At 36.2% G+C, this 25,659-nt stretch carries 22 protein-coding genes, 1 tRNA gene, 1 rRNA gene and 2 pseudogenes; 13 read left to right on the forward strand and 13 right to left on the reverse strand.

Annotated features, from left to right (window positions below; genetic code table 11):
• Nucleotides 1–93: 93 nt before the first annotated feature.
• Nucleotides 94–450 carry a 50S ribosomal protein L19 gene (rplS, locus tag ACRRVD_RS02125; RefSeq protein ID WP_432461517.1) on the reverse strand — a complete coding sequence of 119 codons (357 nt, stop codon included), beginning with the start codon at nt 448–450 and terminating at the stop codon, nt 94–96.
• Between the two features lie 131 nt (nt 451–581).
• On the opposite strand from rplS, the gene lepA reads away from it, so the two are divergent.
• Complete coding sequence (gene lepA / locus ACRRVD_RS02130) at nt 582–2,381, forward strand: translation elongation factor 4 (RefSeq protein ID WP_432461518.1); 1,800 nt, start codon at nt 582–584, stop codon at nt 2,379–2,381.
• A 17-nt stretch (nt 2,382–2,398) separates the two neighbouring features.
• On the opposite strand, the gene nth is transcribed toward lepA, so the two are convergent.
• The gene (nth, locus tag ACRRVD_RS02135; RefSeq protein WP_432461519.1) at nt 2,399–3,031 is read right to left on the reverse strand and encodes an endonuclease III; all 633 of its coding nucleotides are present in this window, start codon (nt 3,029–3,031) and stop codon (nt 2,399–2,401) included.
• Nucleotides 3,032–3,226: 195 nt separating this feature from the next.
• On the opposite strand from nth, the gene ACRRVD_RS02140 reads away from it, so the two are divergent.
• Nucleotides 3,227–3,871, forward strand: coding sequence for an alpha/beta hydrolase family protein (locus ACRRVD_RS02140; RefSeq protein ID WP_432461520.1), 645 nt, complete (start codon nt 3,227–3,229; stop codon nt 3,869–3,871).
• 193 nt (nt 3,872–4,064) lie between these two features.
• Here ACRRVD_RS02140 and ACRRVD_RS02145 read toward each other — a convergent pair whose 3' ends face one another.
• Both ACRRVD_RS02145 and secD read right to left on the reverse strand, forming a co-directional pair.
• On the reverse strand, nt 4,065–5,291 hold the full coding sequence (locus tag ACRRVD_RS02145) for an MFS transporter (protein WP_432461521.1): 1,227 nt from the start codon (nt 5,289–5,291) through the stop codon (nt 4,065–4,067).
• A 74-nt stretch (nt 5,292–5,365) separates the two neighbouring features.
• A complete protein-coding gene (secD, locus tag ACRRVD_RS02150; protein WP_432461522.1) occupies nt 5,366–8,251 on the reverse strand; it encodes a protein translocase subunit SecD in 2,886 nt (961 codons plus the stop codon).
• 584 nt (nt 8,252–8,835) lie between these two features.
• Between secD and ACRRVD_RS02155 the strand changes: the two genes are divergently transcribed.
• Nucleotides 8,836–9,396, forward strand: coding sequence for a V-type ATP synthase subunit I domain-containing protein (locus ACRRVD_RS02155; protein ID WP_432461523.1), 561 nt, complete (start codon nt 8,836–8,838; stop codon nt 9,394–9,396).
• A gap of 106 nt (nt 9,397–9,502) precedes the next feature.
• Nucleotides 9,503–10,188 (forward strand): annotated as a pseudogene (locus tag ACRRVD_RS02160) (IS6 family transposase).
• A gap of 52 nt (nt 10,189–10,240) precedes the next feature.
• Here the strand turns inward: ACRRVD_RS02160 and bioB are convergent.
• Nucleotides 10,241–11,203, reverse strand: a complete 963-nt coding sequence (bioB, locus tag ACRRVD_RS02165) for a biotin synthase BioB (RefSeq protein WP_432461524.1) — start codon at nt 11,201–11,203, stop codon at nt 10,241–10,243.
• Nucleotides 11,204–11,230: 27 nt separating this feature from the next.
• On the opposite strand from bioB, the gene ACRRVD_RS02170 reads away from it, so the two are divergent.
• From ACRRVD_RS02170 to ACRRVD_RS02190, 5 genes are all read left to right on the forward strand, one after another.
• Nucleotides 11,231–12,367 (forward strand): aminotransferase class I/II-fold pyridoxal phosphate-dependent enzyme, encoded by a 1,137-nt coding sequence (locus ACRRVD_RS02170; protein ID WP_432461525.1) that lies wholly within the window; start codon nt 11,231–11,233, stop codon nt 12,365–12,367.
• Nucleotides 12,364–13,386 (forward strand): aminotransferase class III-fold pyridoxal phosphate-dependent enzyme, encoded by a 1,023-nt coding sequence (locus ACRRVD_RS02175; protein ID WP_432461526.1) that lies wholly within the window; start codon nt 12,364–12,366, stop codon nt 13,384–13,386. Before ACRRVD_RS02170 ends, ACRRVD_RS02175 begins: the two co-directional genes overlap by 4 nt.
• Nucleotides 13,387–13,785: 399 nt before the next feature.
• Nucleotides 13,786–14,106 carry a hypothetical protein gene (locus tag ACRRVD_RS02180; protein WP_432461527.1) on the forward strand — a complete coding sequence of 107 codons (321 nt, stop codon included), beginning with the start codon at nt 13,786–13,788 and terminating at the stop codon, nt 14,104–14,106.
• A gap of 125 nt (nt 14,107–14,231) precedes the next feature.
• Nucleotides 14,232–14,304: transfer RNA gene (locus ACRRVD_RS02185), tRNA-Lys, on the forward strand.
• Between the two features lie 223 nt (nt 14,305–14,527).
• Entirely contained in the window at nt 14,528–15,736 is a 1,209-nt protein-coding gene (locus ACRRVD_RS02190; RefSeq protein WP_432461528.1) for a hypothetical protein, read from the forward strand.
• 35 nt (nt 15,737–15,771) lie between these two features.
• Here the strand turns inward: ACRRVD_RS02190 and ACRRVD_RS02195 are convergent, their stop codons facing one another.
• Nucleotides 15,772–16,533, reverse strand: coding sequence for an RNA methyltransferase (locus tag ACRRVD_RS02195; RefSeq protein ID WP_432461529.1), 762 nt, complete (start codon nt 16,531–16,533; stop codon nt 15,772–15,774).
• 75 nt (nt 16,534–16,608) lie between these two features.
• On the opposite strand from ACRRVD_RS02195, the gene ACRRVD_RS02200 reads away from it, so the two are divergent.
• Nucleotides 16,609–16,737, forward strand: coding sequence for a hypothetical protein (locus ACRRVD_RS02200; RefSeq protein ID WP_432461530.1), 129 nt, complete (start codon nt 16,609–16,611; stop codon nt 16,735–16,737).
• A gap of 52 nt (nt 16,738–16,789) precedes the next feature.
• On the opposite strand, the pseudogene ACRRVD_RS02205 reads toward ACRRVD_RS02200, so the two are convergent.
• The 7 genes and pseudogenes from ACRRVD_RS02205 to ACRRVD_RS02235 form a co-directional block, all read right to left on the reverse strand.
• A pseudogene (locus tag ACRRVD_RS02205) lies at nt 16,790–16,894 on the reverse strand (IS5-like element ISCca3 family transposase); the annotation flags it as partial.
• A gap of 111 nt (nt 16,895–17,005) precedes the next feature.
• Nucleotides 17,006–17,677, reverse strand: a complete 672-nt coding sequence (locus ACRRVD_RS02210; RefSeq protein WP_432461531.1) for a hypothetical protein — start codon at nt 17,675–17,677, stop codon at nt 17,006–17,008.
• A complete protein-coding gene (locus ACRRVD_RS02215; RefSeq protein ID WP_432461532.1) occupies nt 17,667–18,071 on the reverse strand; it encodes an ExbD/TolR family protein in 405 nt (134 codons plus the stop codon). The genes ACRRVD_RS02210 and ACRRVD_RS02215 overlap by 11 nt, the downstream gene beginning before the upstream one ends.
• Nucleotides 18,072–18,098: 27 nt before the next feature.
• Nucleotides 18,099–18,713: a MotA/TolQ/ExbB proton channel family protein gene (locus ACRRVD_RS02220; RefSeq protein WP_432461533.1), complete on the reverse strand. Its 615-nt coding sequence runs from the start codon at nt 18,711–18,713 to the stop codon at nt 18,099–18,101.
• Nucleotides 18,714–18,762: 49 nt separating this feature from the next.
• Complete coding sequence (locus ACRRVD_RS02225; protein WP_432461534.1) at nt 18,763–19,413, reverse strand: SPOR domain-containing protein; 651 nt, start codon at nt 19,411–19,413, stop codon at nt 18,763–18,765.
• A gap of 200 nt (nt 19,414–19,613) precedes the next feature.
• On the reverse strand, nt 19,614–20,132 hold the full coding sequence (locus ACRRVD_RS02230) for a hypothetical protein (RefSeq protein ID WP_432461535.1): 519 nt from the start codon (nt 20,130–20,132) through the stop codon (nt 19,614–19,616).
• A gap of 419 nt (nt 20,133–20,551) precedes the next feature.
• Nucleotides 20,552–22,075, reverse strand: a 16S ribosomal RNA gene (locus ACRRVD_RS02235).
• Nucleotides 22,076–22,848: 773 nt separating this feature from the next.
• On the opposite strand from ACRRVD_RS02235, the gene hisS reads away from it, so the two are divergent.
• From hisS to ACRRVD_RS02250, 3 genes are all read left to right on the forward strand, one after another.
• Nucleotides 22,849–24,222 carry a histidine--tRNA ligase gene (hisS, locus tag ACRRVD_RS02240; RefSeq protein ID WP_432461536.1) on the forward strand — a complete coding sequence of 458 codons (1,374 nt, stop codon included), beginning with the start codon at nt 22,849–22,851 and terminating at the stop codon, nt 24,220–24,222.
• A gap of 2 nt (nt 24,223–24,224) precedes the next feature.
• The gene (locus tag ACRRVD_RS02245; protein ID WP_432461537.1) at nt 24,225–25,061 is read left to right on the forward strand and encodes a metal ABC transporter permease; all 837 of its coding nucleotides are present in this window, start codon (nt 24,225–24,227) and stop codon (nt 25,059–25,061) included.
• A gap of 76 nt (nt 25,062–25,137) precedes the next feature.
• Nucleotides 25,138–25,482, forward strand: coding sequence for a DUF3127 domain-containing protein (locus ACRRVD_RS02250; protein WP_432461538.1), 345 nt, complete (start codon nt 25,138–25,140; stop codon nt 25,480–25,482).
• The last annotated feature ends 177 nt before the right edge of the window (nt 25,483–25,659 follow it).

Here is a 25,659-nt window from a genome sequence, read left to right on the forward strand (position 1 = left end):
AAGCCGGTCTAAATTTTTTAGCAAAGGGTTGCTTCCAATATTTTTTTAGAGTAGGGTTGATTTTTTTAAGCAAAAAGCATGCTGTAAATGATCTTACCTAAGCTCCTTAATACGAGCTGCTTTACCTTGCTTACCCCGTAGATAATAAATCCTAGCCCTACGGACACGACCTCTTCTTTTTACTTCTATTTTCTCAATATTGGGACAAAGCAAAGGGAAAATACGCTCCACCCCTACTTCCTTAGATACCTTACGTACAGTAAAAGTTTCCCCATTCGTGTTGGGATTTTTACGCTGAATAACCGCACCTTGAAACTGTTGAATACGAACTTTATTGCCTTCTTGTATTTTTACATGGACATTGATGGTATCACCAGCCTTAAAATTAGGAAATGTGCGGGCGGGTTGGGGATTACAGATGGACTCAACGTATTTTATTAACTGATGCATAATAAGGTTACAAAATTATATAAATATTAATGCAAATATAATACTATTTTTTAAATTCCGTACCTTGCAATACTGTAAATGGCTAAGTCTGAAATGTATTCAGCCTTTTTATTTTCACTCAAACAAGTTTAATGAAAAATATTCGAAATTTTTGCATCATTGCACACATTGACCATGGCAAGAGCACCTTAGCAGACCGTTTATTAGAAGCCACTAAAACAGTTGCCCTACGGGATCAAAAAAATCAAGTCCTAGACAATATGGATCTAGAGCGTGAACGGGGTATCACCATTAAAAGCCATGCGATCCAAATGGCTTATACATATAAGGGTGCATCCTACCTCTTCCATTTGATTGATACGCCAGGACATGTAGACTTTACCTATGAAGTTTCGCGCTCTATTGCGGCATGTGAGGGAGCTCTGCTAGTGGTTGATGCTGCACAGGGGGTTGAAGCGCAAACCATTTCTAATCTATATCTGGCTTTGGAGCAAAACCTTACGATTATTCCTGTATTGAATAAGGTGGATTTGCCAGGGGCCATGCCAGAAGAGGTAAAAGATCAAATCATAGAGCTTATAGGATGCGATCGAGATGAAATTCTTTCTGTTAGCGCTAAGCAGGGTATCGGCATTGATGCCCTGCTGGCAACGGTAGTTACCCGTATACCTGCGCCCAAAGGAGACCCTAAAGCTCCTCTGCAAGCAATGATTTTTGATTCACTGTACAATACTTTTCGTGGTGTAGAGGTCTATTTTCGAATTTTTAATGGAACGATTCAGCCAGGAGACCAAATTCAGTGCATTAGTACAGGACTAAATTATAAAGTTGAAGAAGTGGGAATTTTAAAATTGCAACAAATCCCCCAACCATCTTTAGCAGCAGGTCATGTAGGCTATATGATTGCGGGTATTAAAAATGCAAGTGACGTAAAAGTGGGGGATACGATTACCCATGTAGATAAAGCTGGCCGTCCAGTAGGGGGCATGATTAAAGGATTTGAGGCAGTAAAACCTATGGTTTTTGCAGGCATCTATCCAGTCGATAGCACGGAATATGAACTATTACGAGATGCTATGGAAAAGCTAAAATTAAATGATGCTGCACTGATTTGGGAACCAGAGAGCTCTGCGGCTTTAGGGTTTGGTTTTAGGTGTGGTTTCTTGGGGATGCTCCATATGGAGATTATCCAAGAACGACTAGAAAAAGAGTTTAATACCACCATTATTACTACTGTACCCTCGGTACAGTTTCACGTCGTAGACCAAAAAGGACAACGCATAGAGGTACAAGCACCTGCAGATATGCCAGATCCCAATACCATTGATCGGATTGAAGAGCCACTTATTCAAGCCCAAATTATCACAAAATCAGAATTTGTGGGGGGGATTATAAAGCTCTGTATGGATCGAAGAGGGATTTTAAAAAATCAACTTTACCTGACGGCTGACCGAGTAGAACTTACTTTTGAACTACCTTTAGCAGAAGTAGTTTTTGACTTTTTTGATAAACTCAAAACAATTTCACGTGGCTATGCTTCCTTGGATTATGAATTGGCTAGGTTTGCCGATGCAGATTTGGTAAAATTAGATATCCTATTGCACAATGAAAAAGTAGATGCCCTTTCGGCTATTGTACATAGATCAAGTGCCTATGAACGGGGTAAGGTCTTGTGTAAAAAGCTTAAAGAAATCATTCCTAGACATATGTTTGAAGTGAGTATTCAAGCAGCTATTGGTACAAAAATCGTTGCTAGAGAAACGGTAAAGTCTCTACGAAAAAATGTTATTGCCAAGTGTTATGGTGGTGACATTTCACGCAAAAGGAAACTTTTAGAAAAACAAAAAAAAGGAAAAAAACGAATGAGACAAGTCGGTTCAGTAGAAATTCCACAAGAGGCTTTTATGGCGGTATTAAAGTTGTATGATTAAAGCGCAGTAACTATTCTTTACAACTTGCTTTGATAGTAGGTACAGTAGGTTGTAATGGGACAAAGGGTACAATTGGGGTTACGTGCTTTGCAAATATACCTACCATGTAGTATAAGCCAATGGTGGGCATGTTTCCGCCACTTTTGGTCTATGGCGGCTAATAGCTCCGCTTCTACTTTTTCCGCTGTTGTACCCTTTGCTAGTCCAATCCTTTTGGCCACTCTAAATACATGGGTATCTACCGCAATAGTTGGCTGGTTAAATAGGCAATTTAATACTACATTGGCTGTTTTTCTGCCTACCCCTGGTAATTGCACCAGCGCGTCAAAGTGGTTGGGTACACGGCCATTATAATGGTTGATCAATAGATTAGATAATCCTATAATATTTTTGGCTTTATGGTTGAATAATCCAATGGATCGTATGTATTCTTTCAATCCTTCTTCTCCAAGGCATACCATTTTCTCTGGTGTATCAAATCGTTCAAATAAAGGTTTTGTTGCTATATTTACCGATATATCGGTAGCTTGTGCAGATAATAGTACGGCCACTAGTAAAGTAAAATCATTTTTATAGACCAGTTCTGTAGTAGGGTTTTGATTTTTATGGCTTAAAATCTCAAAAATTTTATCAATTATTGCTTGTTCCATAATATATTTATGTAAAAAGACCATATGGTTAGATGGCTATTAGGAAAGGGTTATATATGCCTTATATATTAGGGGAAAGCTGCAGACGTAAGTTTACTAACCAATCCAATATCTGGATCCATATTACATGTATCAATGGCCGTGGCATAGATTAAAATGTCTATCTTATAAATTTAGCATAGTAGCAGATCAATAATGAGTAATTTAATACATCCTGAAGTATATAGTAAAATATTACCAGCAAAAAAATTAATAATATTGTTACACGGTGTAGGGTCTAATGGCCATGATGTAATCAAATTGGTTCCATATATGGAAAATCATTTACCGGATTGTCATTTCATAGCGCCACATGGCATAGAAGCATATGATATGGCCTCTCATGGGCGACAATGGTTTAGTCTACAAGATCGAACGCCATATGTAATGAAAAGATTGCTGGGAAGGAATGTGCCACCGGTTAACGACTTCATTAAACAAAAACAAATAGCGCTAAATGTTACCAATAAGGAGACTATTATAATTGGCTTTTCACAGGGGGCTATGATGGGCATCTATTTAACCCTTGTACAAATGGAGCCATTTTTATGTACAATAGGATTTTCTGGGTTGGTAGTAGCTCCTCCATCATGCATCAATAGCATGACACCTATTTGTTTGATTCATGGTATGTTGGACAGAGTAGTAGCGGTAGATGCTATAGACCATGCCAAACAATATTTGTTTGACCATAATGTACCCTGTAGCACACATAAATTAGAAGACCTTGCCCATTCAATAGACCATAGAGGTTTAGACATTGCTGTTGATTTTATCAAAAAAAGTGGCTTAAAGCAATAAATCATCTGCGCAGCTTTTATCCCTTCACCTATCTAAAAAGGTTACTTTTCAAGGAGTGGGAAAAAGCCTTTGTAAAAAGTTGTAATGTGCAAAGATGGCTTACAGGTAAAAAAGCTTAATGGATATTTTACTTTCTATCAAGAAAAAAGTAAGGTTTAAATCGCTGTTTTACCACTAGCATGAACAGCTATTATTATTTTGTACTATTTTTTTTGTACAAGGATGCTAGGTATATTTTAGTAATGGGTTTAATCATACCCAGTGAAAGTAAAGAGCATAAAACAAAACCCACAAAGGGAGGGGCTATGCCCCATAAAGGTGGAAGGACTATCCACAATGGTATCAAAGAACTAATTCCATAAGCAAAAGATTTTACTACTGCATCCCCGACTAAAATCACGTGGGCCAGCTTTTCCTTTTTAGTTAAAGCTTGACCTATAATTGCAATAGTGGTTCTAAACAAATAAAGTCCCATGCCATAGAGCAATGCAGTGGCCTCAAGATAGCATGGCTCTGTTACATAAAAAGCGATAATCGAAGCCAACACAATAAAAACAGGACTAATATTAAAAAAACCAATGATCCATTTAGGTTGTTTTCTTAGGATCCATGAACCACATATGCCACTTACAATAAAGCCTAGATGGATCATACTCATACTATAGCTGTGTAATGTTGCATTGACTTGGCTATCGCCTTTGGCAATCCTTGCTACTAGAATAGGCAAACTAACGATATAGGCAATAGTGGCTATGTAATTCACCAAACGAAAACTAGTGATGCGCAATAGTCCAGGATTTTGAACGATTTCTTTAAAACCGGTCAACACGCCAAATTGTTGTGGTGCGATTGCTTCTGCACCAATATCTGCCACGCGGAATAACTGCCAAGGTATGATGCGCAAAATGTAAATAAAGCTACAAAGCAATAAAACTGCCTTTAATCCTATCATGCCTAATAAATTTTTCGCCAATATAGGTGCCAAAACATTAAAACATTCTAAAAAAATTTGAAAATTAGAAAAAAAGAAAGGTGTATCATCGGGCGCTATTTGTCTACTCATAAAAGCAAGACCATTGGAATGTTCAATACTCATGATACAGGCCAGTGTCCATAATGTAAAGGTACAGACTCGTAGATGTACAGCACCATATACCGACAAAGCTAATAAGGTCAAGGTAGCCGATAAAAGGGCACCTATACCTATGGTATAGACAGAAAAACGTTTTAAAAAAAATCCTCCAATTAATCCAGCCGAAGCAATCCCTAATAAGCTAGCCGGTTGCAAATAAGCTGCAGAAATACCAGTGGTATCTGTTTCAAACAAAGTAATTGAAAAACCAATTGACAAAATAGTGGGCACCATGCTACTTAGTCCGTTTAAGACCATATAAATAGGAATAATTTGTTTGATCTTCATAGATTATAGATTTCTTTATTTGGATTATGATGGCTATTACAGATGATTATACCATCAATTTTGGGATATTTGGACTATTGTTTAGTAGGAGAAAGCTTACGGCTAAAATCTGCTAAAAGAGGGGCTGCAATGCAGATGGAAGAATAAGTGCCAAATAATACACCTAGTGTTAAGGCAAAGGAAAAACCGTGCAAGGCAGGACCGCCAAAGAAGAAAAGTACAGTAATAGCTAATAATGTTGTAAAAGAAGTGATAACTGTTCTACTCAGCGTTTCTCTAATCGCATCATTAATTATGTGGGAGGGTATATCCATAGCCTTATTGGCTAATTTTTCCCTTATCCGGTCATAAATAACCACTGTATCGTTTATAGAATAGCCAATAACGGTCAACATCGCTGCTAAGAATACTTCATTTACTTCATAGTTGAGGCCAAAACCGCGTGCTATACAAAAACCAGCAATAACTGCTAAAACATCATGTATAAGGGCTACTACAGCTGCTAAGCCAAATCCCCGTTTTCTAAAACGGAGCTTAATGTAAAGAAATATGCCCAATATAGCAAGTAGTATGGCTTTCTGTGCAGCTTTTTGGACATCATGTGCCACAGTAGCCCCTACTCTAGTGCTGCTTGTAATGTGAAAATAATTACCAGTTGATAGATTATTGTTTTCCTCTAATTGAGTTAATTCTTTTAGTGCAGCAACCAATTTATCGTGTACTTTTTTATCAGAGGTAGTTCCATCTTCATCACGCAAATAGCTAGTAGTAATCTGCATTACATTATTGGCACCATAGGTACGCACTTCTATACTTTCTTTGTATTTATTTGACAGTCCTTCCTTGAGTAAGGAAGCATCGATGGGTTTACAAAAATGGACTGTATAGGAACGACCACCTGCAAAATCTACGCCCAAAGTAAGTCCTTTATAGTGGTAAAAGCAGCAACTACCAACGACTATAAATAATAAGGAACATAGGTAAAAACGGTAACGATTTTTAATAAAATCAATTTGCACATTCTTAAAAAGTCTAGGTAAGGTTAGATAAGAAAAGGTCAAATTGGGTGTTGGATAGGTATCCATAAAGAAGGAGAAAATCAACCTTGTAATAAAGATAGAAGTAAAAATAGAAGTGATGATCCCCAGCATTAAGATAAGGGCAAAACTACGAACCGGCCCTTGACCCAGGTAATAGAGTATGGACGCAGCAAGAAAGGTGGTAATATTGGCATCAATAATAGAGCCATATGATTTGCTATATCCACGTTGAATAGCCTCTTTTATAGATACTTTTTGTGCCAATTCTTCGCGTATTCGTTCAAATATCAAGACGTTGGCATCGATAGACATACCAATCGTAAGGACAAGACCAGCAATACCAGGTAGGGTTAAAGTGGCTTCCAGTTGTGCCAAAATAGCCACCATAAAAAGCAAGTTCAATAAGAGGGCCACATTGGCTATTATACCTCCTTTTGCATAATAAATCAACATAAAAAGTAGTATCAACCCTAAACCCACAGCTGTGGCCATAAGTCCTTGATTTTGAGCTGCCTTACTTAAACTTGGTCCCATAATAGCTTCTTCAACCACTCTAAGCGGCGCTGGCAACGCACCGGTTTGCAATACACTGGCCAAATCTTTAGCTTCTTCTAAGGTAAAATCGCCAGTTATCTGAGAAGCACCATTTGGAATTTCTTGGTTGACTACTGGTGCAGTGTATACCCGATCATCTAAGGTTATAGCGATGCGTTTACCAATATGATTAGCAGTAATGCGTTTCCAGATACGTGCACCTTTCTGGTTCATTTGTATCATTACGACTGGTTTGCCATTTTCAGCAAACGATTGGGTAGCATCGGTAATAATATCTCCTTCTAAAAGTGGTTCATTGGCGCTGGATGATTGGATCGCGTAAAGAACAACCGCTTTTGTGTCATTGCCTAAGGTTATTGCCTTTTTATCCCACATCCAAGTAATATTTTTGGGTAATAAAGCTTTAACCCTTTTGCTGCGTAGTATGCCATCTATTTGGTCCATCTCTTCAGGAGCATATGCCAATTTATAAGGGAAGGTATCTTTACAAATCCTTTTGATTATGGATGCTTTCGGAAGACGTTGCGTTTTTTCTTCCTCTGTAAGCGCTTTGGGAAGGGTTGCCAATATGGTTGCTTTTTCTTTATCAAGCAAGAAGTTATTTACAGCTTCTAGTGGCGGACCATATGCATCGGCCTCTGCTACGGTCCAGAAACGCAATTGTGCCACACCTTGTAGTAACTTTTTTACCCGTTCCGGATGGGTAACACCTGGTAATTCAATTTGAATTCTTTCACTACCCGGTAGCTTTTGCATGGTGGTTTGTGTAGCGCCAAATCGATCCAGTCTAGCACCTATAATGACAAGCGAGTGATCTAGTGCCTTTGAAATCGCTTGATCAATTGCCTTTATAATATCATCGTCACTAGAAAAACTATAACCAGCCACTTGAGCAGTAGCAAAAATATCCTTTAGGGTTCCATTTGGCGCGAGCCTTTTATAGGCAGCTACAAAAAGTTTACCAAAAGAGGTCGTTGTACCTTTTTCTATCTGGTGCTGTGCGTATTGAAGTGCTTCTAGAAAGAGAGGATCTGTAGGATAAGCAGCCAATTTTTTTACAAGTTCCACTGGCATAACTTCCATGGTTACCTGCATACCCCCTTGCAGATCTAAACCTAATTTCAGGGAACGTTCTTTGACTTCTTCGTAGGTGTAGACAGTGCCCAATAAATTGCAAACTGGTTTTTGCCATATCTTCATCAAATAGGCCTGACTTTTATCAAAGTCTATTCTTCCCTGCTCATCCATTGCTTGTTTTGCTGCTTGCCGTTGCACCCGATAGTCTATAAACGTAAAGGAAAGATAATAAAGGGAGAGCAAGGTCGTAACAGTTGCCAGAAAAAATACTATTTTTTTAGATTTCATTGACTCTAAATCGATTAATGCATAATTTAAAGCAAATATATTTTCTTTAATTTATTAAAGCAAATGCAGTTTAAAAATAGGAGCAATCTGAACAGATGCGCTACTATTTTACCTAATCCTACAAAAGTGCGGTTCTGTCGCATTTGTTTTAAGGCGTCAGTTAATTTAGTAATTTTGGTTAAAAATTGACTAAAATGTTTACTATTAAGCGGAGATTATTGCCATATGAGACCATTGCAATAGACTTTTAAGAAAAACCAATAAATAATGAATTATATGCATCCTTAACAAAAAAACTACAAAAAATAACCTTAGAAACTTAACAAAAATCACAATAGCTAACTATGAAAACTGTCTCAGATTTATTATATTGCTTAGAATTTTCTAAAAATAAAGAAATTGATTTGATCTCATCTATGTTTGCAATACGTTAAGATAACGAAAACAACGGTAAAATATAGATTAAAGCAATGGAAAACAACATAAAAAACTTACTATGCGGCTCTATACTAGCTTTAACTACATCTAGCTGTTTCGATAAACCGACCTGTCCAAATAAGCTTAAGGATTCAGGTAATGTAAAATTGAAACAAGGTACATCTAAAAGTATAGAAGCATTAAATCTAAAAAATATACAAGAAAAAATAGAGGAAATAAAAAAACTAAATCTAAATTCAGATCTAAAAAATATACAAAAGATAATAGAGGAAATAAAAAAACTAAATCTAAATTCAGATCTAAAAAATTTACAAAAGATAATAGAGGAAATAAAAGACCTAAACCTACCAGATCGAAAACAGCTAACATGTAAACTACTCCTAATGCGATACATACATGAAACAAAGGAATCCCTAAATAACTTGAAAAAAAAATATTCTAATAGACAAACAAATTTACAATTAACAGATTCAGAAAAGTCTGAAGTATCTGGAGTAAAAACTAGCTTATATGATATATTAAATATATTACGTAGTCTAGATTTAGAAAAATTAAAGTTAAAAGAAATAGAAAGTAACTTAGATAAAAAAATAATTCCATTTTTTAAAGATGAACAATTAATACTCAATGAAGAAAAAGATTTATTAAATAAGGCAATAGAAAACTTAACTTCTATAAAACAAAAACTTCTGTCGCATGTATTTTAAGGAAAGAGTTACTTTAGTATTTTTAAGTCAAAAATTGACTAAAATGTTTACTAATACCCGTAGATTATTGCGATATTTTAAAGGATTTTGTTCTTGACCAGATTTAATCCTTCTATTTGTGTATATGAAATGTCGTTTTTCTTTAAGCTATAGAGACTTGGAAGAGATGATACATATGAGAGGCGAAAAGATTGATCATTCTACTTTACCAAGGTGGGTCATTAAGTTTGTTCCCCTTATAGATCAAGAAGATAAGAAAAAGAAAACGCCCAGTTGGTATTAGCTGGAGAATGGATGAAACTTACGTCAAACTAAATAGTAAGTGGATTTATTTATATAGAGCAGTAGATCGTTGTAGAGATACAGTTAATTTTTTTCTAAGTACACGTAGAGACAAGTCTGCAGCTCTTTTTTTTCGTAAGACTATCAGAGAAAATAACACTTCATCCAAAGTAGTATTTGACAAAAGTGGTAGTAATAAGGCTGCTCTTGATACTTTAAATACAGGACTAGATCAAGATCACAAAATTCAAATATTTCAAAATAAATACTTAAATAATAGAGTCGAACAAGATCATGGGTTTATCAAAAAACGAATAAAACCCATTTTGGGATTTTAAGAGTTTCGATGCTGCTAACACTACCATTACAGGAATAGAAAACATTAGAATCATTCAAAAAAGACAATTAATCGGAGCTAAAAAACAGGTATCTACTTTTGAGAACTTTGCTAAACTTATGGCCGCACAATATCCAAAATTCAAGACAAAGGAGAGGACTATACAAAATTAATTACAGACAAGACAGAGCCAAATAATCTTATATTTTTACAATGATTTTAAGATTATCCATCTATTGCCATAGGCTTTATAAGCATTTTTTTCAATGCCAACCTTTGGAATAAATTATGATCTTGTTCTGGTATTGGATTTTGAGCGGTAAGTAGCTTCTCACCATAAAAAATTGAATTGGCTCCAGCAAGAAAACATAATGCTTGTAATGCATCTGACATTTTCTCTCGCCCAGCTGATAAGCGAATATAAGATGTTGGCATCATGATGCGCGCTACTGCAATCATACGAACAAAATCAAACGGATCAATATCTTCTACATTTTCAAGAGGCGTTCCTGGAATTTTCATCAGCATATTAATCGGAACAGATTCTGGTGGCGTATCCATATTAGCAAGAAGGATCAACATTTTTATTCGATCTTGATTTGTTTCCCCCATACCAAAAATACCACCGCAACAAACCTTAATGGCTGCACTACGGATCTGTTCGAGGGTATTTAAACGATCTTTAAAAGTACGTGTCGTTATAATTTTATCGTAATACGCTTCCGAGGTATCGACATTATGATTGTAAAAATCTAATCCAGCCTTTTTGAGCATATTAGCCTGGCCATCTTTTAGTAAGCCAAGTGTAACACAGGTTTCAAGGCCTAGCTTTTTTACTTCTTTAACCATTTCGCAAACAATCTTTAAATCTTGATCGCGTGGTCCACGCCAAGCTGCACCCATACAAAAGCGGGTACTACCCGCTTCTTTTGCACGTTTGGCTGCTGCAACTACTTCTGAAATGGTTGATAAAGACTTTTTTTCTAATCCAGTGTTATAGTGTGCCGATTGGGGACAATACGCGCAGTTTTCAGGACAACTACCTGTTTTAATACTTAAAAGTGTACTAACTTGGATTTCACTAGGATTAAAGTGTTGCCTATGTTCTTTTTGTGCTGCATACATTAACTCTGGAAATGGAAGACTAAAAACTTTGTCTACCTCAGAAAAAGTCCATTTTGGAAGCATTATTTTGACATTTTTTTAGATAAAATTATGTATGAGTTATATAATAAATACCTTCATGAACAAAAATCTAAAGAAAAATATAGACAGTTACAATTAGCTTTGGATAAAAACCAGATTGATTTTTCTACAAATGATTATCTCGGGCTAAGTAAGTCAAAAGTAGTATTTCTAGCAGCACAATCTACTGGAAAGGAATTTGGAGTAGGTGCTACAGGTTCTCGTTTACTCTCTGGTAATAAAAGTCTATTTTACCCTTTTGAAAATAAAATTGCCCAAGATAAAAAAACGCAAGCAGCGCTTATTTTTAATTCAGGTTTTCAAGCTAATATAACAGTCCTTTCTAGTCTATTAGATGCATCAGTATGGGGTAGTCAACCCATTGTTTTTTTTGACAAATTGAATCATGCAAGCTTGTATCAAGCTGTATTTTTAAGTCATGCTGAGCTTATACGCTATCAACATAATGACATGGATCATTTAAGTAAGTTGTTGACCAAATACAAAGATAAGAAAAGGCCAAAGTTTATTGTTACGGAAACCATTTTTGGTATGGATGGAGATATGGTACCCATAGATGAAATTTTTACGATTAGTAAAGAAAATAAAGCTTTTCTATACTTAGATGAAGCACATGCAACGGGTATGATTGGCCATAATGGCTATGGATTATCCACGCATATTAACCTTGCAGAAATTCCGCACTTAGTATTAGGTACCTTCAGCAAGGCTTTGGGATGCTTTGGCGCATATGTGGCTTGTTCTAATATTCTAAAAGAGTACCTAATTAATAAATGTCCAGGGTTTATCTACTCAACTGCGCTTTCTCCAATGGTAATTGGAGCCGCATCTAAAGCTTGGGACTTAGTAAGACATTTTAGTACCCAACGTCAAAATTTATATTTTAAAGCTGAAAAACTGAGAAAAAAATTACAGCACCTTGGATTTAACATAGGTCATTCAACAACCCATATTATACCAATCATTATAGGTAGTGAACACGATACCATCTATGTAAAAGAGCAGCTTTTAAAACATCGATTGGTTGTTTCTATGGTACGTCCACCTACTGTTCCACCTGGTACGTCAAGATTACGCGTTGCACTTAATACAAGTCACAGTGATGAGGATTTAGACTACTTAGTAGATATACTTAAGCAAGTATGAAACCGCTTTTTATATTTTGTCATGGTTGGGGATTTGATCAACAGTTTTTTGAGCCACTTATAAAAGAATACTTTCCTACCATTAGCTGCTATTCCTTAGACCTTGGTTATTTTGGCAATGAAAAAATAGAGTTTCCCACTGATCAGCCATTTATCGGTGTGGGGCATTCGCTTGGATTTATAAAATTGCTTTCCCTAAAGGTGAAATTTACGGCACTTATTGGGATACAGGCTTTTATAAACTTTTTAGGATTTGATCCACAATTGCAAAAAAAAAGAAAGTTAGAACTTAAAACCATGTTCAACTATTTTCAGAGCAATCCGATAGATACATTGAGATCATTCCATAAACGTTGTGGACTAGATTATACCCTTTCGAAAAATTTTAATACAACAAAGTTAATACAAGATTTAGGATTGCTCGCTACCACACATCCATTGTCACCTATACCACTATTGATAATAGGTGCAAAAAATGATACTTTGGTAATTTTTGATGAGGTAATGAGCGGTTTTGGCCGTACCGGTACATACTTTTGTTTCGAACAGATGAAGATTATACCAGATTTTTTATGTCTTGCTAAAGGGTTAACAGGCGGTTTTTTACCCCTTGCTTTAACCGTTACAACAGAAAAAGTTTACAAGATATTTTGGGATGATTCACTTAAAAAATCTTTTGCCCATGGCCATTCTTATACAGCGAATCCTTTAGGCTGTGCAGCGGCCATTGCTTCTTTGGACTTATTAATGCAACCAAGTACTATGGAATCCATTCAAACTATTCATCATACACATACAAAAGCAATAGCCAATTTACCAGTAAAACATAGACGTGTTACCGGTACAATAGCCGCATTTGATCTAGACAACCCACAAAGCTTGAAAAGAAAATGTTTAGAACAAGGACTTTTAATCCGGCCGCTTGGTAATGCTGTTTACCTACTACCTCCCTATTCCACAACCGCCTCTGCACTAGAAGAAGCTTATAAAAAAATTAACAATATCCTTAAAGTAATTTAAATAAAATATTGACACGAATATATAATTTTTGTATTATAGAAAGTATTTGTTTTTAACAAATGTTTTGTCTTAATTTGCTGATTCAAGTATCCCATTTTGGGATAAAAACTGCGCACGTGCAGTAGCTAAGCCATTTATGTCGCAATCTTAAGCCTTGTACTTGCAATACAGGACGCGTTAATTTTTTAGAACTTCAACATAAAAACATTTTTATAGTTATCTACGCAATATAAATTACAAAAATTATATGGTTGTAAAAAGAAATTACTGAAGAACTATAGCTGGAATCAAATTTAAGATATAGCTATTAAATGTATAGCCAACAGATCCGACAAAGTCGCCCTAAATCTAAATGTATAGAATCTTTAATAAAAAATCTTAAACTTTAAAAAAATAATTATGGAATTTAAAAAAATATTACTGTATTTGATAAGTTTAGCTGGATGCAATAGCATAAATGATAAAAATCTTATGGAAGATTATTATAAAAATAGTAAGAAAATAAAATTAGATGATTTTCGACATTCACTTTATAATTCTACTCATTCGGCTACTTATGATAAACCTTCTTATAATTATGGTGATGCTGATGATGCTAAGCGCTATGAAGCTCGTGTGGCTGTTGCACAGGCTGCCTCTAAGCTTTTTAAAAAGCCTTCTGATCCTGCCGATGTCTCTAACCTTCATGCTGCTCGTGCTGAATTAAAAAAGCTCAAGTAAAGCTTTTACCGAGTTTTAAATATAGTACCCCTAAGCATGTTGATAAGATTCTTTCAACAGATCATTGGCATAATTTTTATTTTCGCTAAAAAATAGATAAATTTACAATTATCGGTATGAATAAGGATTTCGTAGCTCAGCTGGTAGAGCATCTCCCTTTTAAGGAGAGGGTCCTGGGTTCGAGTCCCAGCGGAATCACGTTTATTAAGTCAATAAGTTAAAAATAAAGCATACATCCAATGCTACTCCTTTTTATTACAAATTTTCGCCATTTAAACTTTAAAATATTTAAAAAGCATAAATTTTTTTAAAGCTCCATTCACAATATATAGTGCATGACCATAGCGTCGGTTGGTCCACATCCTAAATGTAACTATTTTAGACTAATTAAGGTAAGTTTACAAGATAAATATTGTGTAATATGGCTAAAAAATATATATGCCATCAACTCATCTGGGTATTTCTCATCATTGCCATCCATATAATAGGAGGCAGTTGTGATAGTTGTAACCGCAACCGACCCTCTACCCCTAAGTCTACCCCTACTCCCACTCCTACTGCTCCTACGCCTATAGATAACTCTGATGCAAAATCTAGTACCTCTTCAGGTTATGCAAGTAACAGAAGTGGTTCAGCATCTTCTAGCAGCAGTGCCTCCTCAAATTTTTCTAGTGGTAGCCCTTCCTCCAATCGCTCCAGTTCCCCCGATCCCGCGACTGATTTTGCTGGTCTTCCTAATACCAGTAATACTTGCTATATGAATGCAGTGCTGCAGATTATTGCAGCGTTGTATGAAGATAAGGTACAGACGCATAATGGGTTAAAAGATCTGGTCAAACAAATAAATGATCGTCACGAGCCGTTAGATTCTACGGAGATAGAAAAATTTGTGACGTCTTTACCAAAAAATGCGCAAAAGCTGGCAGAATCACATCAGCAACAGGATCCTGTTGAATTTATCAACGGTATTATGGAAGAAATTCAATTTCTAGACTCTATTGAGTGCATTGAGTCTCTTATTTTCAAAAAAGGGAAAGAGGTTTACGAATACAATCATAATCCAGCCTTCTATGCCGAACCTCACCATGCCGTATTGACTATAGAGATAAAACAAGTGCCTAAGCTGACTACTATGATTCAAGATTATCAATACGAATTAGTGAAGGAAGGTACTGATCTCAATGGTATTGATTTAAACGGATGTAGTTTATTAAAGCGTAACTTGCCTACTTATGTAGAAGTATATGAAAAGGAGCTAAAGGATTATACGCAAGAATCTAATAATAATAACTATATCACGTACAAGGTATTCCATAAACTTCCTGAAAAAATTTGCATCCGTTTAAATAGATTTGATCGGGATGGTACAAAAATAAATACTGATGTTACTGACGCATTAAGCATCGCTATTCAACCAGATCCTAGTAAGCGTACTACTACTCTATTTGATTTACATGGATTTATTGTACACAAAGGAAGGAGTTGGCAGGGTGGCCACTACATTGCCTACGTAAAACGAAATGGAAAATGGTACGAAGCAAATGATAAGTTGATCAATCCAATTGACAAGTTAAAATCTATAGAAGAAAAATCTAAAGAAGCCTATCTATTGTTTTATAAAAAGAAATAAATAGAGCATGGGCTTTTGGTATATGGTTAGCTGTTTTAGCAGAGAGCTGCCTTCCAATGGTCACATAAAACAGCTGTAGCCATAGCTGCATTTAAAGAATTGGCAGTGCCATACCTAGGAATAGAAACAGCAGCTGTAAGCACTGCTTGTATGGCAGGCTGAATCCCATGCGACTCGTTCCCAATGACCAATATTCCATGCTCTGGGAAGACAAAATCGCGTACCGGTTTGCCCTCTAGCATAGCCCCTACGATAGGCAGGTTTACATTTTGTAAATAGGCTAGTAAATGTATATAATGTAGGTTCACCTTTAGAAAAGAGCCCATGCTGGCTTGGAGTACCTTTGGGTTATATAGATCGACAGTTGTTTGTGCACAGAGTATGGTGCGTATGCCATACCAATCTGCTATACGGATGATCGTCCCTAAATTTCCAGGATCTTGTATACCATCCAATGCAAGGGTTATACCCATCAATGGCAAATCGGGTTCACTGCGCTTCGGAAGGGCCGCGACAACCAGTACTTCATGGTTATGTACCAAAGACCCTAGCCCAGAAAGGAGCTCCTTCGACGCCTCAAATACTTCGATGCTGTTGGGAAAATTTGCAACAATATTTTGATTTTTTAGAAAAAAAGAAGGGGTACCCACGATACATTTTATCGCATAATCAGAAGAAAGCAACGCTTCCACACCCTTTTTGCCTTCTAAGACAAAAGCAGCTTGCGCTAGGCGATGCTTTTTAAGGGCTAACTGACGAATAAATGTAGCTTTGCTTTTACTTAAGGTAGAGTACATATATATCGCTTACCACCTTACTTACGAACGTACTTGGCTTTTACATAATGAAACAATAAATAATAGATTGCAACGATGCATGGCATTATAGCAATTTTTAATATAAAAAGCAATGAGAAGCAAGATAAAAAGAATAATAGTATAGCAATTACAAAGCCAGTTTTAAATGAAATCATAGATCAAAAATGGGAAAAACGTATATAAACAACAATAACGACTACTATAATATTACAACTATTTTTGAAACCATCCAAAAACTAAGAGCAGTCCTAAATCTACTTAACACACTATGATCTGGAACAGAATTATCCAGAGAATACCAAGTCTGGAGCAAAAGCATTTTAAATAAAAGAAGCGGACTAATAGAACGAATGTTACCATTCAAATATTGAAAAAAAATTTCAATAAAATAAATTTAATACAAATAATAATTCAGGATCGGCTAATTAAACTAAACAGTTTATTGGGGCTGCTATTTTGCTACTAGTACAAAAGTAACCTTACCTGTAGAAATAGCAGATGCTGTCTCAGCTGTTTTCTTAAAAGTAAGGCCAAGCAGCGCATCTGCGTAAATTTTTTCTACTATAGGTGTAACGGTTTTTTCAATTGTTTGAATGGAGATGATTTCACCATTTTGATCTACTTTAATTTCAAAAACTATTTTACCACATTCTTCTGTCCTATCTCTTGGATTAGGAACTATATCCCACTCCCAACCTTTTAGTTCAAGTATAGCACCTGTTTGGATATGGTTTCCTGCATGGTATAATCCGCGTGTATCTATTGGAGCTGTTTTATGAGCGGGTATGGTTTTTTGTACCAGTTTTGTAGCAGTTGACTGCTTTTTAGACGTTTGTTTTAGTCGAATATTTTTATTTTTTATCTGATTTTTAGATGTATTATTGATTTTAGGAACAGGCACATCAATGGCTTTCATGAGTGGTTGAGGGTTAGGATGTTCAATAGAATTATTTTTGCCTACTGTACACCTGGATTGTAAAGCAACTTTATAAGCCTGTCCATTAGGATATCTTGGGGCTGGGGTATGACGTATCGAATAAGCCAACCCTAAAAGGAACAGATGCAATGCAGCTGATAGGGCTATTGCTTGTCCATGTGGAGAAAATAACCAGCTACCTTTCATGACTTTTTTCAAATTCTGTTGCTATGGAAACTGTAGCACCTAGTCTATTGACTATATCAGCTATTTTAACCATATGCGCTATAGAAAGTCTCTTATCCATATATAATACAACTACCTTACAGCGTCTTTTTGCTAGTAGATCCTGTAACACATTGTGCAACTGGTTGAAAGCAACCCGTTTTCCGTCCACATAATAGGTAAATTGCGCAGTAACGGTTACACTTACATAGAGTGACTCCCTTTTTTCATTTGTGCTTTGTGGTAAGTCAACTGGAAGCACTTGAGGGGCATAACTGGATGTGATCAGTAAAAAAATCAATAATAAAAATACAATATCAGTCATAGACGCCATGCTAAAAGAGGCATCTATCTTATTTTTTGTACTGATTTTCATTTTTTTAATCTATTTTATACCATTCTACTATAGGGATCTTATCTTAGCTAAGAAAAGATTGATTACATAAGTTAATGTTGCTACAGCTTTATTAACTTGAGCAATACAGTAATTATAACCTAAATAGGCTATAATGCCAACGATTAATCCCGCTACGGTTGTCACCATGGCTTCATAGATGCCACTTGAAAAAACATGAGAAGCTATATGATGATTTTCTTGGGAAATTGCCATGAATGTTTGAATCATACCTGTTACGGTACCCAAGAAACCAATCATAGGTGCAACTCCAGAAATGGTTGCTAGTAAAGAAAGTTTTTCTTCTAAATAAGCTATTATCTTACTAGATACACTTTCTAAAATCAATGCGACATTTGCAGTTTGTCGTTCCGCTATCCCTTTACTGATTACTTTTTGTATAATATTATCTTGATCGGTACAGATATGCTTGACCTTTGAAAGATCTCCATTATTTAATGCTTCTTCTATCAATGCCAAAAAACTGCTGGAAAAGTTTAAGTACTTTCGATAGATCAATAAACGTTCTACTATTATATAAACAGCTGTTATAGATAGGCATATAAGCGGTAACATTAACCAACCACCTTTTAATAGCAATCCTAATAGGGTATGTGTAGTCATAAAATTATAAATAATGAATGCATCTAAAACCAAGCCCAATGATAAGGCACTAGTATTTTAAAATAAAAATTTGTGGATATCTTGACTTAAATTGTTTAAGCTTTTCCTTTGCTTCAGATTCAGTTTTACTATGGCCTATCGTTACACGATAGTACATTTCTGTTTTGTTTTTCTTAATTTTAGGTAGAATAAGACAGACCCCCTGTTTTTTTTTCATAAGCTGTTGAACCACCTTTATAGCAGACCGCTTATCTAAATAGCTGACTACCACTAGGTGGTATATACCTTGTGGCTCACTTAATACCTGATAGGTACCTGGCTTTACTAGTGGCTTATTTTGTTTTATGGCTAGCTGTTTTTGCGTAGCACTAATGCTTTCTTTTATTTTGGTACTCTTTTTATGTTCAAAGGCTCGCTGATCTCGAACAGATTGGTTAAATCCTTCATGAACATTTGTATCGATTTGGCTTGAATCGGCCAATTCGGGAAGAGAAGATGGTCCACTATTACTTGCTGTATCAAGAGCAGCCGTAGTATTTTTCTGACCTAGCATCTTTATGTAACGATTATAAGCCATTTTGGCCGTAATAAGCATCGCTATTACAGCTACAATAACCAATATTGGCCATATAAGTTTTCTCTTAGACAATGGTTGAAAGTCTGGTTGGGGCAATCCAAATTTATGATCGATAATGTCCATAGATATACTAAAAAGTTTTTAAGTAGAGCTATATAAATGCTATTTACAAACTAGAATACAGACAAAGGCGCTAGTTAACAATAGTAATATAATAAATTTATAGAAAAATCTGCCGACGCAGACCATAACATGAACCAAAAGATCCTACTCCGATCAAATCAAACATTATTAAAATATATGCTTTAAAAAAATCATACTTTTTATGATAGAATTTGTTGTATCAGATTACAAAGGGCAGCATAAGATTCTGCAAATAGTGGGCACATATTGCCAGTTGGGCTATTTTTAATTTGTGTGCGACTAGCACTAAAGGTTTTGCCAAAAAGCATATCCAATTTACAGATTGGATAACGGAACAAAAAACTACTTTGTTGATCATTATCCTGATTGGTAGGGACATCCATAACAATAGAGATCAATTTGCATAATTTATGTTTATTCTCAGAAACCAACGTTATAAAATTATCTAACCCAACTGGTAGCATATTATTGTACTCAGGAAGCACAAGCACTATTTTATCTGTAAGAGATAAGGTATTTTGCAATACCGTTAACTTTTCTTCTTCAATTTTTAAAGGTTCATTGGATGAGGCAGCTATGATTTGTCCCAAGTTTACTACTTCTAATGTTGTACCACAGCCTTTTGCTTCTAATGCACCTGCACACCAACAACTAAAATTTTCTGGGAAGGCATTACCAGGCCCAGTCGTAGTGAGCATAAGAACCTTGCTTTTCATCTTGTGGCATTTCTTTAAACTTTGATAGACGTAAATTATAGGACATTAAAAATAGCTGCGTAGGTGGTAACGCTTTTTAATCAATACCTTTACGTTTTTTCTAAAATTTTTAGTGGTCTATATATGATGATTAAACCATTTGTTCTTGTACATATAGATAAAATGTGGAAGCAACAAGTAATATACGAATATAGTAATTATTTGGGGCAAATAAGGGAAACTCATCTATATAATATAGATATAATCTAGATAAAATATCTTACTTCAATTTTAGGAACTTGGTTTAATAATGGGTCAAATGGATAAAACATGTAAAAAAACCAATAGGTTTTCAAAGAAAGGGGAAGGTTTTTAATTCAAAATAAATGTGGTAAGAAGAGAGGAATTGTATCATACTCTATAAAAGAGATACTCCAGCCACACCTTCCGGTACGGCTACCTTGTTACAACTTAGCCCTAGTCGCTGGTCTAACACTAAACAGCTCCTATTACGGCCACTGTCTTCAAGCTCTACCAACTCCCATGGCTTGATGGGCGGTGTGTACAAGGTCCGAGAACGTATTCACCGCGTCATTGCTGATACGCGATTACTAGCGATTCCAACTTCATGAGGTCGAATTGCAGACCTCAATCCGAACTGAGACATGCTTTTTAGATTTGCATCTTGTTACCAAGTAGCTTCCTTTTGTACATGCCATTGTAGTACGTGTGTAGCCCTGGGCATAAAGGCCATGATGACTTGACCTCATCCTCTCCTTCCTCCCGCTTACACGGGCAGTCTACTTAAAGTTCCCACCATTACGTGCTGGCAATTAAGTAAAAGGGTTTCGCTCGTTATAGGACTTAACCCAACACCTCACGGCACGAGCTGACGACAGCCATGCAGCACCTTGTATTTTGTCCCGAAGGAACCTTTAATTTCTCAAAGTAGCAAAATACATTCTAGCCCAGGTAAGGTTCCTCGCGTATTATCGAATTAAACCACATACTCCACCGCTTGTGCGGACCCCCGTCAATTCCTTTGAGTTTCACCCTTGCGAGTATACTCCCCAGGTGGATCACTTAACGCTTTCGCTTAGGCACACATAAGATTTATGTATACCGAGTGATCATCGTTTACGGCGTGGACTACCAGGGTATCTAATCCTGTTTGCTCCCCACGCTTTCGTGCCTCAGCGTCAGTTAAAGACCAGTAAGCTGCCTACGCTATTGGTATTCCTTATGATATCTAAGCATTTCACTACTACACCATAAATTCTACTTACCTATTCTTAACTCAAGCCTAATAGTATCAATTGCAGTTCTAGCGTTAAGCACTAGGATTTCACAACTGACTTAATAAGCCGCCTACGCACCCTTTAAACCCAATAAAACCGGATAACGCTTGCACCTTCCGTATTACCGCGGCTGCTGGCACGGAATTAGCCGGTGCTTATTCTTACAGTACTCTCAAGAATCCCCGCAGGGATTGTTTTGCTCCTGTACAAAAGCAGTTTACAACTCAGAGAGCTTTCATCCTGCACGCGGCATGGCTGGTTCAGGCTTGCGCCCATTGACCAATATTCCCTACTGCTGCCTCCCGTAGGAGTCTGGCCCGTATCTCAGTGCCAGTGTGGGGGATCTTCCACTAAGAACCCCTACCCATCGTAGCCTTGGTGAGCTATTACCTCACCAACTAGCTAATAGGACGCACGCTCATTTTACACCGCCGGAGCTTTTATCTTTTTAACATGCGTTAATAAGATTGCATGAGGTATTAATTCCCGTTTCCGGAGGCTATTCCTCAGTGTAAAGTAGATTGCATACGCATTACGCACCCGTCCGCCGGTCGCCGACAACACCGAAGTGTTTCGCTGCCCCTCGACTTGCATGTATGAGGCCTGCCGCTAGCGTTCATCCTGAGCCAGGATCAAACTCTTCTTTCTATTATTTATTAACGGTATTCTTAAATAATTGATATAATTACTAAGAATGATTTTTTGAGTTACATAATTTCCTCTCACTCATGTTTAGAATGAGCTTCTTACCTACATTTATTTCAAAGAACTAAAGCTAAGCCAAAATTAAACTACTACTTTTTTAAGTTGCTGTGCTATTTTGACCAGCTCTGAAACAAAGGTACGTAGTTTTTTATAATTTCCAATATACTTTTCAAAAATAAAGCAGAAAATTTTTTAGTTTTTTTATAAAATACCTAATAATCAAATGATTAACTTTGTATATTGGATTAAAAAATAATTATAAATTAATATAGCATAAGCACTACTTAACTATTCTAATGTAAATAATAGAGGCAGTGATTTTAAGCTATTAGTTGTTTAGTAGCAGTAAAGAAGTGGTTTGGATTATTATTAACGTGAATCGTAGGTTTGCATTATTTAAGTACGATTTTTACAGATCTGACTCCTCCAGGAGAGACAAGTATACTTTGCTGCTTTAATGCATTGGATACGCTAAGTTGTCCATATACTGCGTAGGATAATGTTTTTTTAAAACAAATGGAAAAGAACCCTATGAACTGTTGTGAATAATCTAATGATCATGTAACTTAGCATTTGTCGTAGTTTCGATCCTTTAAGGTTATCTATGCTATTAAAATTTTTATAAAAGGGAAACGACAGTTATGGGTTTATGCATTATGCTGCGCCATTTTTTTATAATTTGGAAATACATTGTTCACCCGTTGGCAAAAAAATAGATGGCTATATTACCCTGTCTTGTAAAAGGTATGCGCGACTACAGCTCTCTTCAGCTGTATCGTCGCAATTACATTCTTTCTATCATTCGGTCTATTTATGCTTTATATGGATTTGAACCGATCGAGACGCCTGCTTTGGAAACCCGCACTACCCTTACAGGAAAATATGGTCAAGAAGGAGAACAATTGATCTTTAATGTCCTCAAATCTGGTAATTTCTTAGGAGGAATAGCTGAAGCCATAAGCCCTACAGAACATAGGAAATTAAAACCGTTAATCAGCGATAAAGGGTTACGATATGATTTAACCGTTCCTTTGATGCGTTATGTAGCAGCCCATCAGCATCAAATTTGCTTTCCTTTTAGGCGCTACCAAGTACAGCCAGTATGGCGGGCAGACAGACCGCAAAAAGGCCGTTATAGAGAGTTTTTACAGTGTGATGCCGATATTATTGGCAGTCTCTCTTTATTGTGTGAAGCGGAGATTTTAAAACTAATCTATGATATAGCTGCCCAGTTGGGAATACAAAATTTTTGCATTAAAATCAACCATAGGGGTGTACTATCCGCTATTACTGATCCAGAAAAAGAAACCCTATTTTGCACCATTGTAGATAAGTTAGAAAAAATTGGTTTTCAACAAGTGGTGACCGCATTGCAAGAAGCAAATTTTAGTGACGCAACGATTGCATCACTTTCTTTATTACAAAACTTTAAAGGGAGCAATGCCGAACGGTTGATCCAATTGCAGACCGCTATTGGCCACACCGACCAAGGATCCAAGGCGATTAAAGCATTTACCGATATACTAGCACAAACCCATACGCTTGGTCTGCCAGATCAGGTTTGCGCTATTGAACCGACCCTAGCAAGAGGATTGAACTATTACACCGGCCTCGTTATGGAATTAACTATAGCAAATAGCCTTGTAGGAAGCCTAGGTGGAGGAGGTAGATATGCCAACCTTGGTAATCTATTCGGGGCAACTGGATTGGTTGGAGTAGGATTTTCCTTTGGCATAGATAGGCTTTATGATATTATGGAAGCACAAAATCTCTTTCAAAGCATTCCTACCTATAGTACGGAGGTATTGCTAACCAACATGGAAGAAAATGGAGCTACACAACTGCTTCATCTATTGCGTCAATTGCGTGTGGATGGATTTAAGTCAGAGCTATATCCTGAACAAGTAAAAATTAAAAAACAATTGACCTATGCGCATAAAAAAAACATACCTTTTGTGGTTATATCAGAAAAAGCCGGATCTGTTAACCATTATTGTATACTAAAAAATATGCAAACAGGCGTACAAAATAGGTATAGTTGGTCTGAACTTTGTGATGCATTAAGAACCGCTTTAGCAGCAACATGTTAGCTATGGATGTACTCTGGACCATTATGATTGCTGCGTTAGCTAGTATAAATTGTGCCTTAGTAGGTAGCTATTTGATTTTAAGAAAAATAGCCATGATGGGGGACGCGATTGCCCATTCAACCCTACCAGGAATCGTATTGGCACTTCTAATCACTGGATCTAAAAACTCCCCTATACTGATTGCTGGAGCCGGTATAACGGGCATCCTGGTTACCTTTCTTATAGCATTTTTAGAAAAAAAAATAAATATACAGGCAGACGCTGCTATAGGGATTAATTTTACCTTTCTTTTTGCTTTAGGTGTTGTTTTAATCTCTTTTTTTAGTAGAAAAATAGACTTGGACCCAGAATGCAGTCTGTATGGAGAACTGGCAACAGTGTCGCTAGATATCTGGCGTACCAGTAGTGGTATACATTTAGGGCCTAAAGCATTTTACATCTTATTAGCAGCATTACTAGTCAATTTAACTTTTCTTATCATTGGTTATAAGTACCTATTTGTAAGTACCTTTGATCCACAATTTGCCCAAAGCATTGGGATCCACACGACCCGTTGGCACTATTGTTTAATGGGTATCACCTCACTGACCACTGTTGCTACATTTGAAGTAGCAGGAGCGATTTTAGTAGTAGCGCTTTTAATTGTTCCAGCTGCAAGCATGTACTTGGTTACAAAATGTCTTAAACGTTTGTTATTTTACAATATACTCTTTGCTATAATAACGTCTGTTAGTGGATATTATATCAGTTTCTGGTTGAACAGTGCTATGGCGCCTACAATGGTGACCATAGCAGGGCTATTATTTTTAGTTGCTTTTGTATATTCCAAAAATAATTAACATAATCATAAATAGAATGCAGCATACAGCATTGACTAGAAGTACTAATTTTTGTTTATTAAACCTATAACACACCATGCATATAACTGGAAAATTATTTGAAATTGGTCCGCCACAGCAAGTGTCTGAATCATTTAAAAAAAGAAACTTTGTAGTAGAATATATAGAAAATCCACAATATCCTGAATATATCTCTTTTGAATTGATTCAAGACAAATGTGATCTATTAGATGGATTCACAGAGAAAGAAGAAATAACCGTTCATTTTAATCTACGCGGCAGAAAATGGACCAATCCCGAAGGCGTTGTAAAATATTTTAACGCTTTACAAGCATGGCGTTTAGAAAAAGGCAATAAATTAAATGACACTCCTGTATCTAGTCCATCGCGTGCTGATCTAGAAGATGATCTTCCCTTTTAGGCTATTTTTTCGCCATTTTTTTACCATCCACGTTCTTTTTTTTAACAAAAAGCTAGGCAAGTAACAGGTTAACTAAAATAGTTTATTGATTTGATTTTAAGTATAAAATGTAATATTCGAGATGGCTATTAGCCGCAAATAAGTTAGATAATTAAATTATTTTAACCCATTCACTTA

This window comes from Candidatus Cardinium hertigii (assembly GCF_050864915.1).
GTDB classification, from domain to species: Bacteria; Bacteroidota; Bacteroidia; order Cytophagales; family Amoebophilaceae; genus Cardinium; species Cardinium hertigii_D.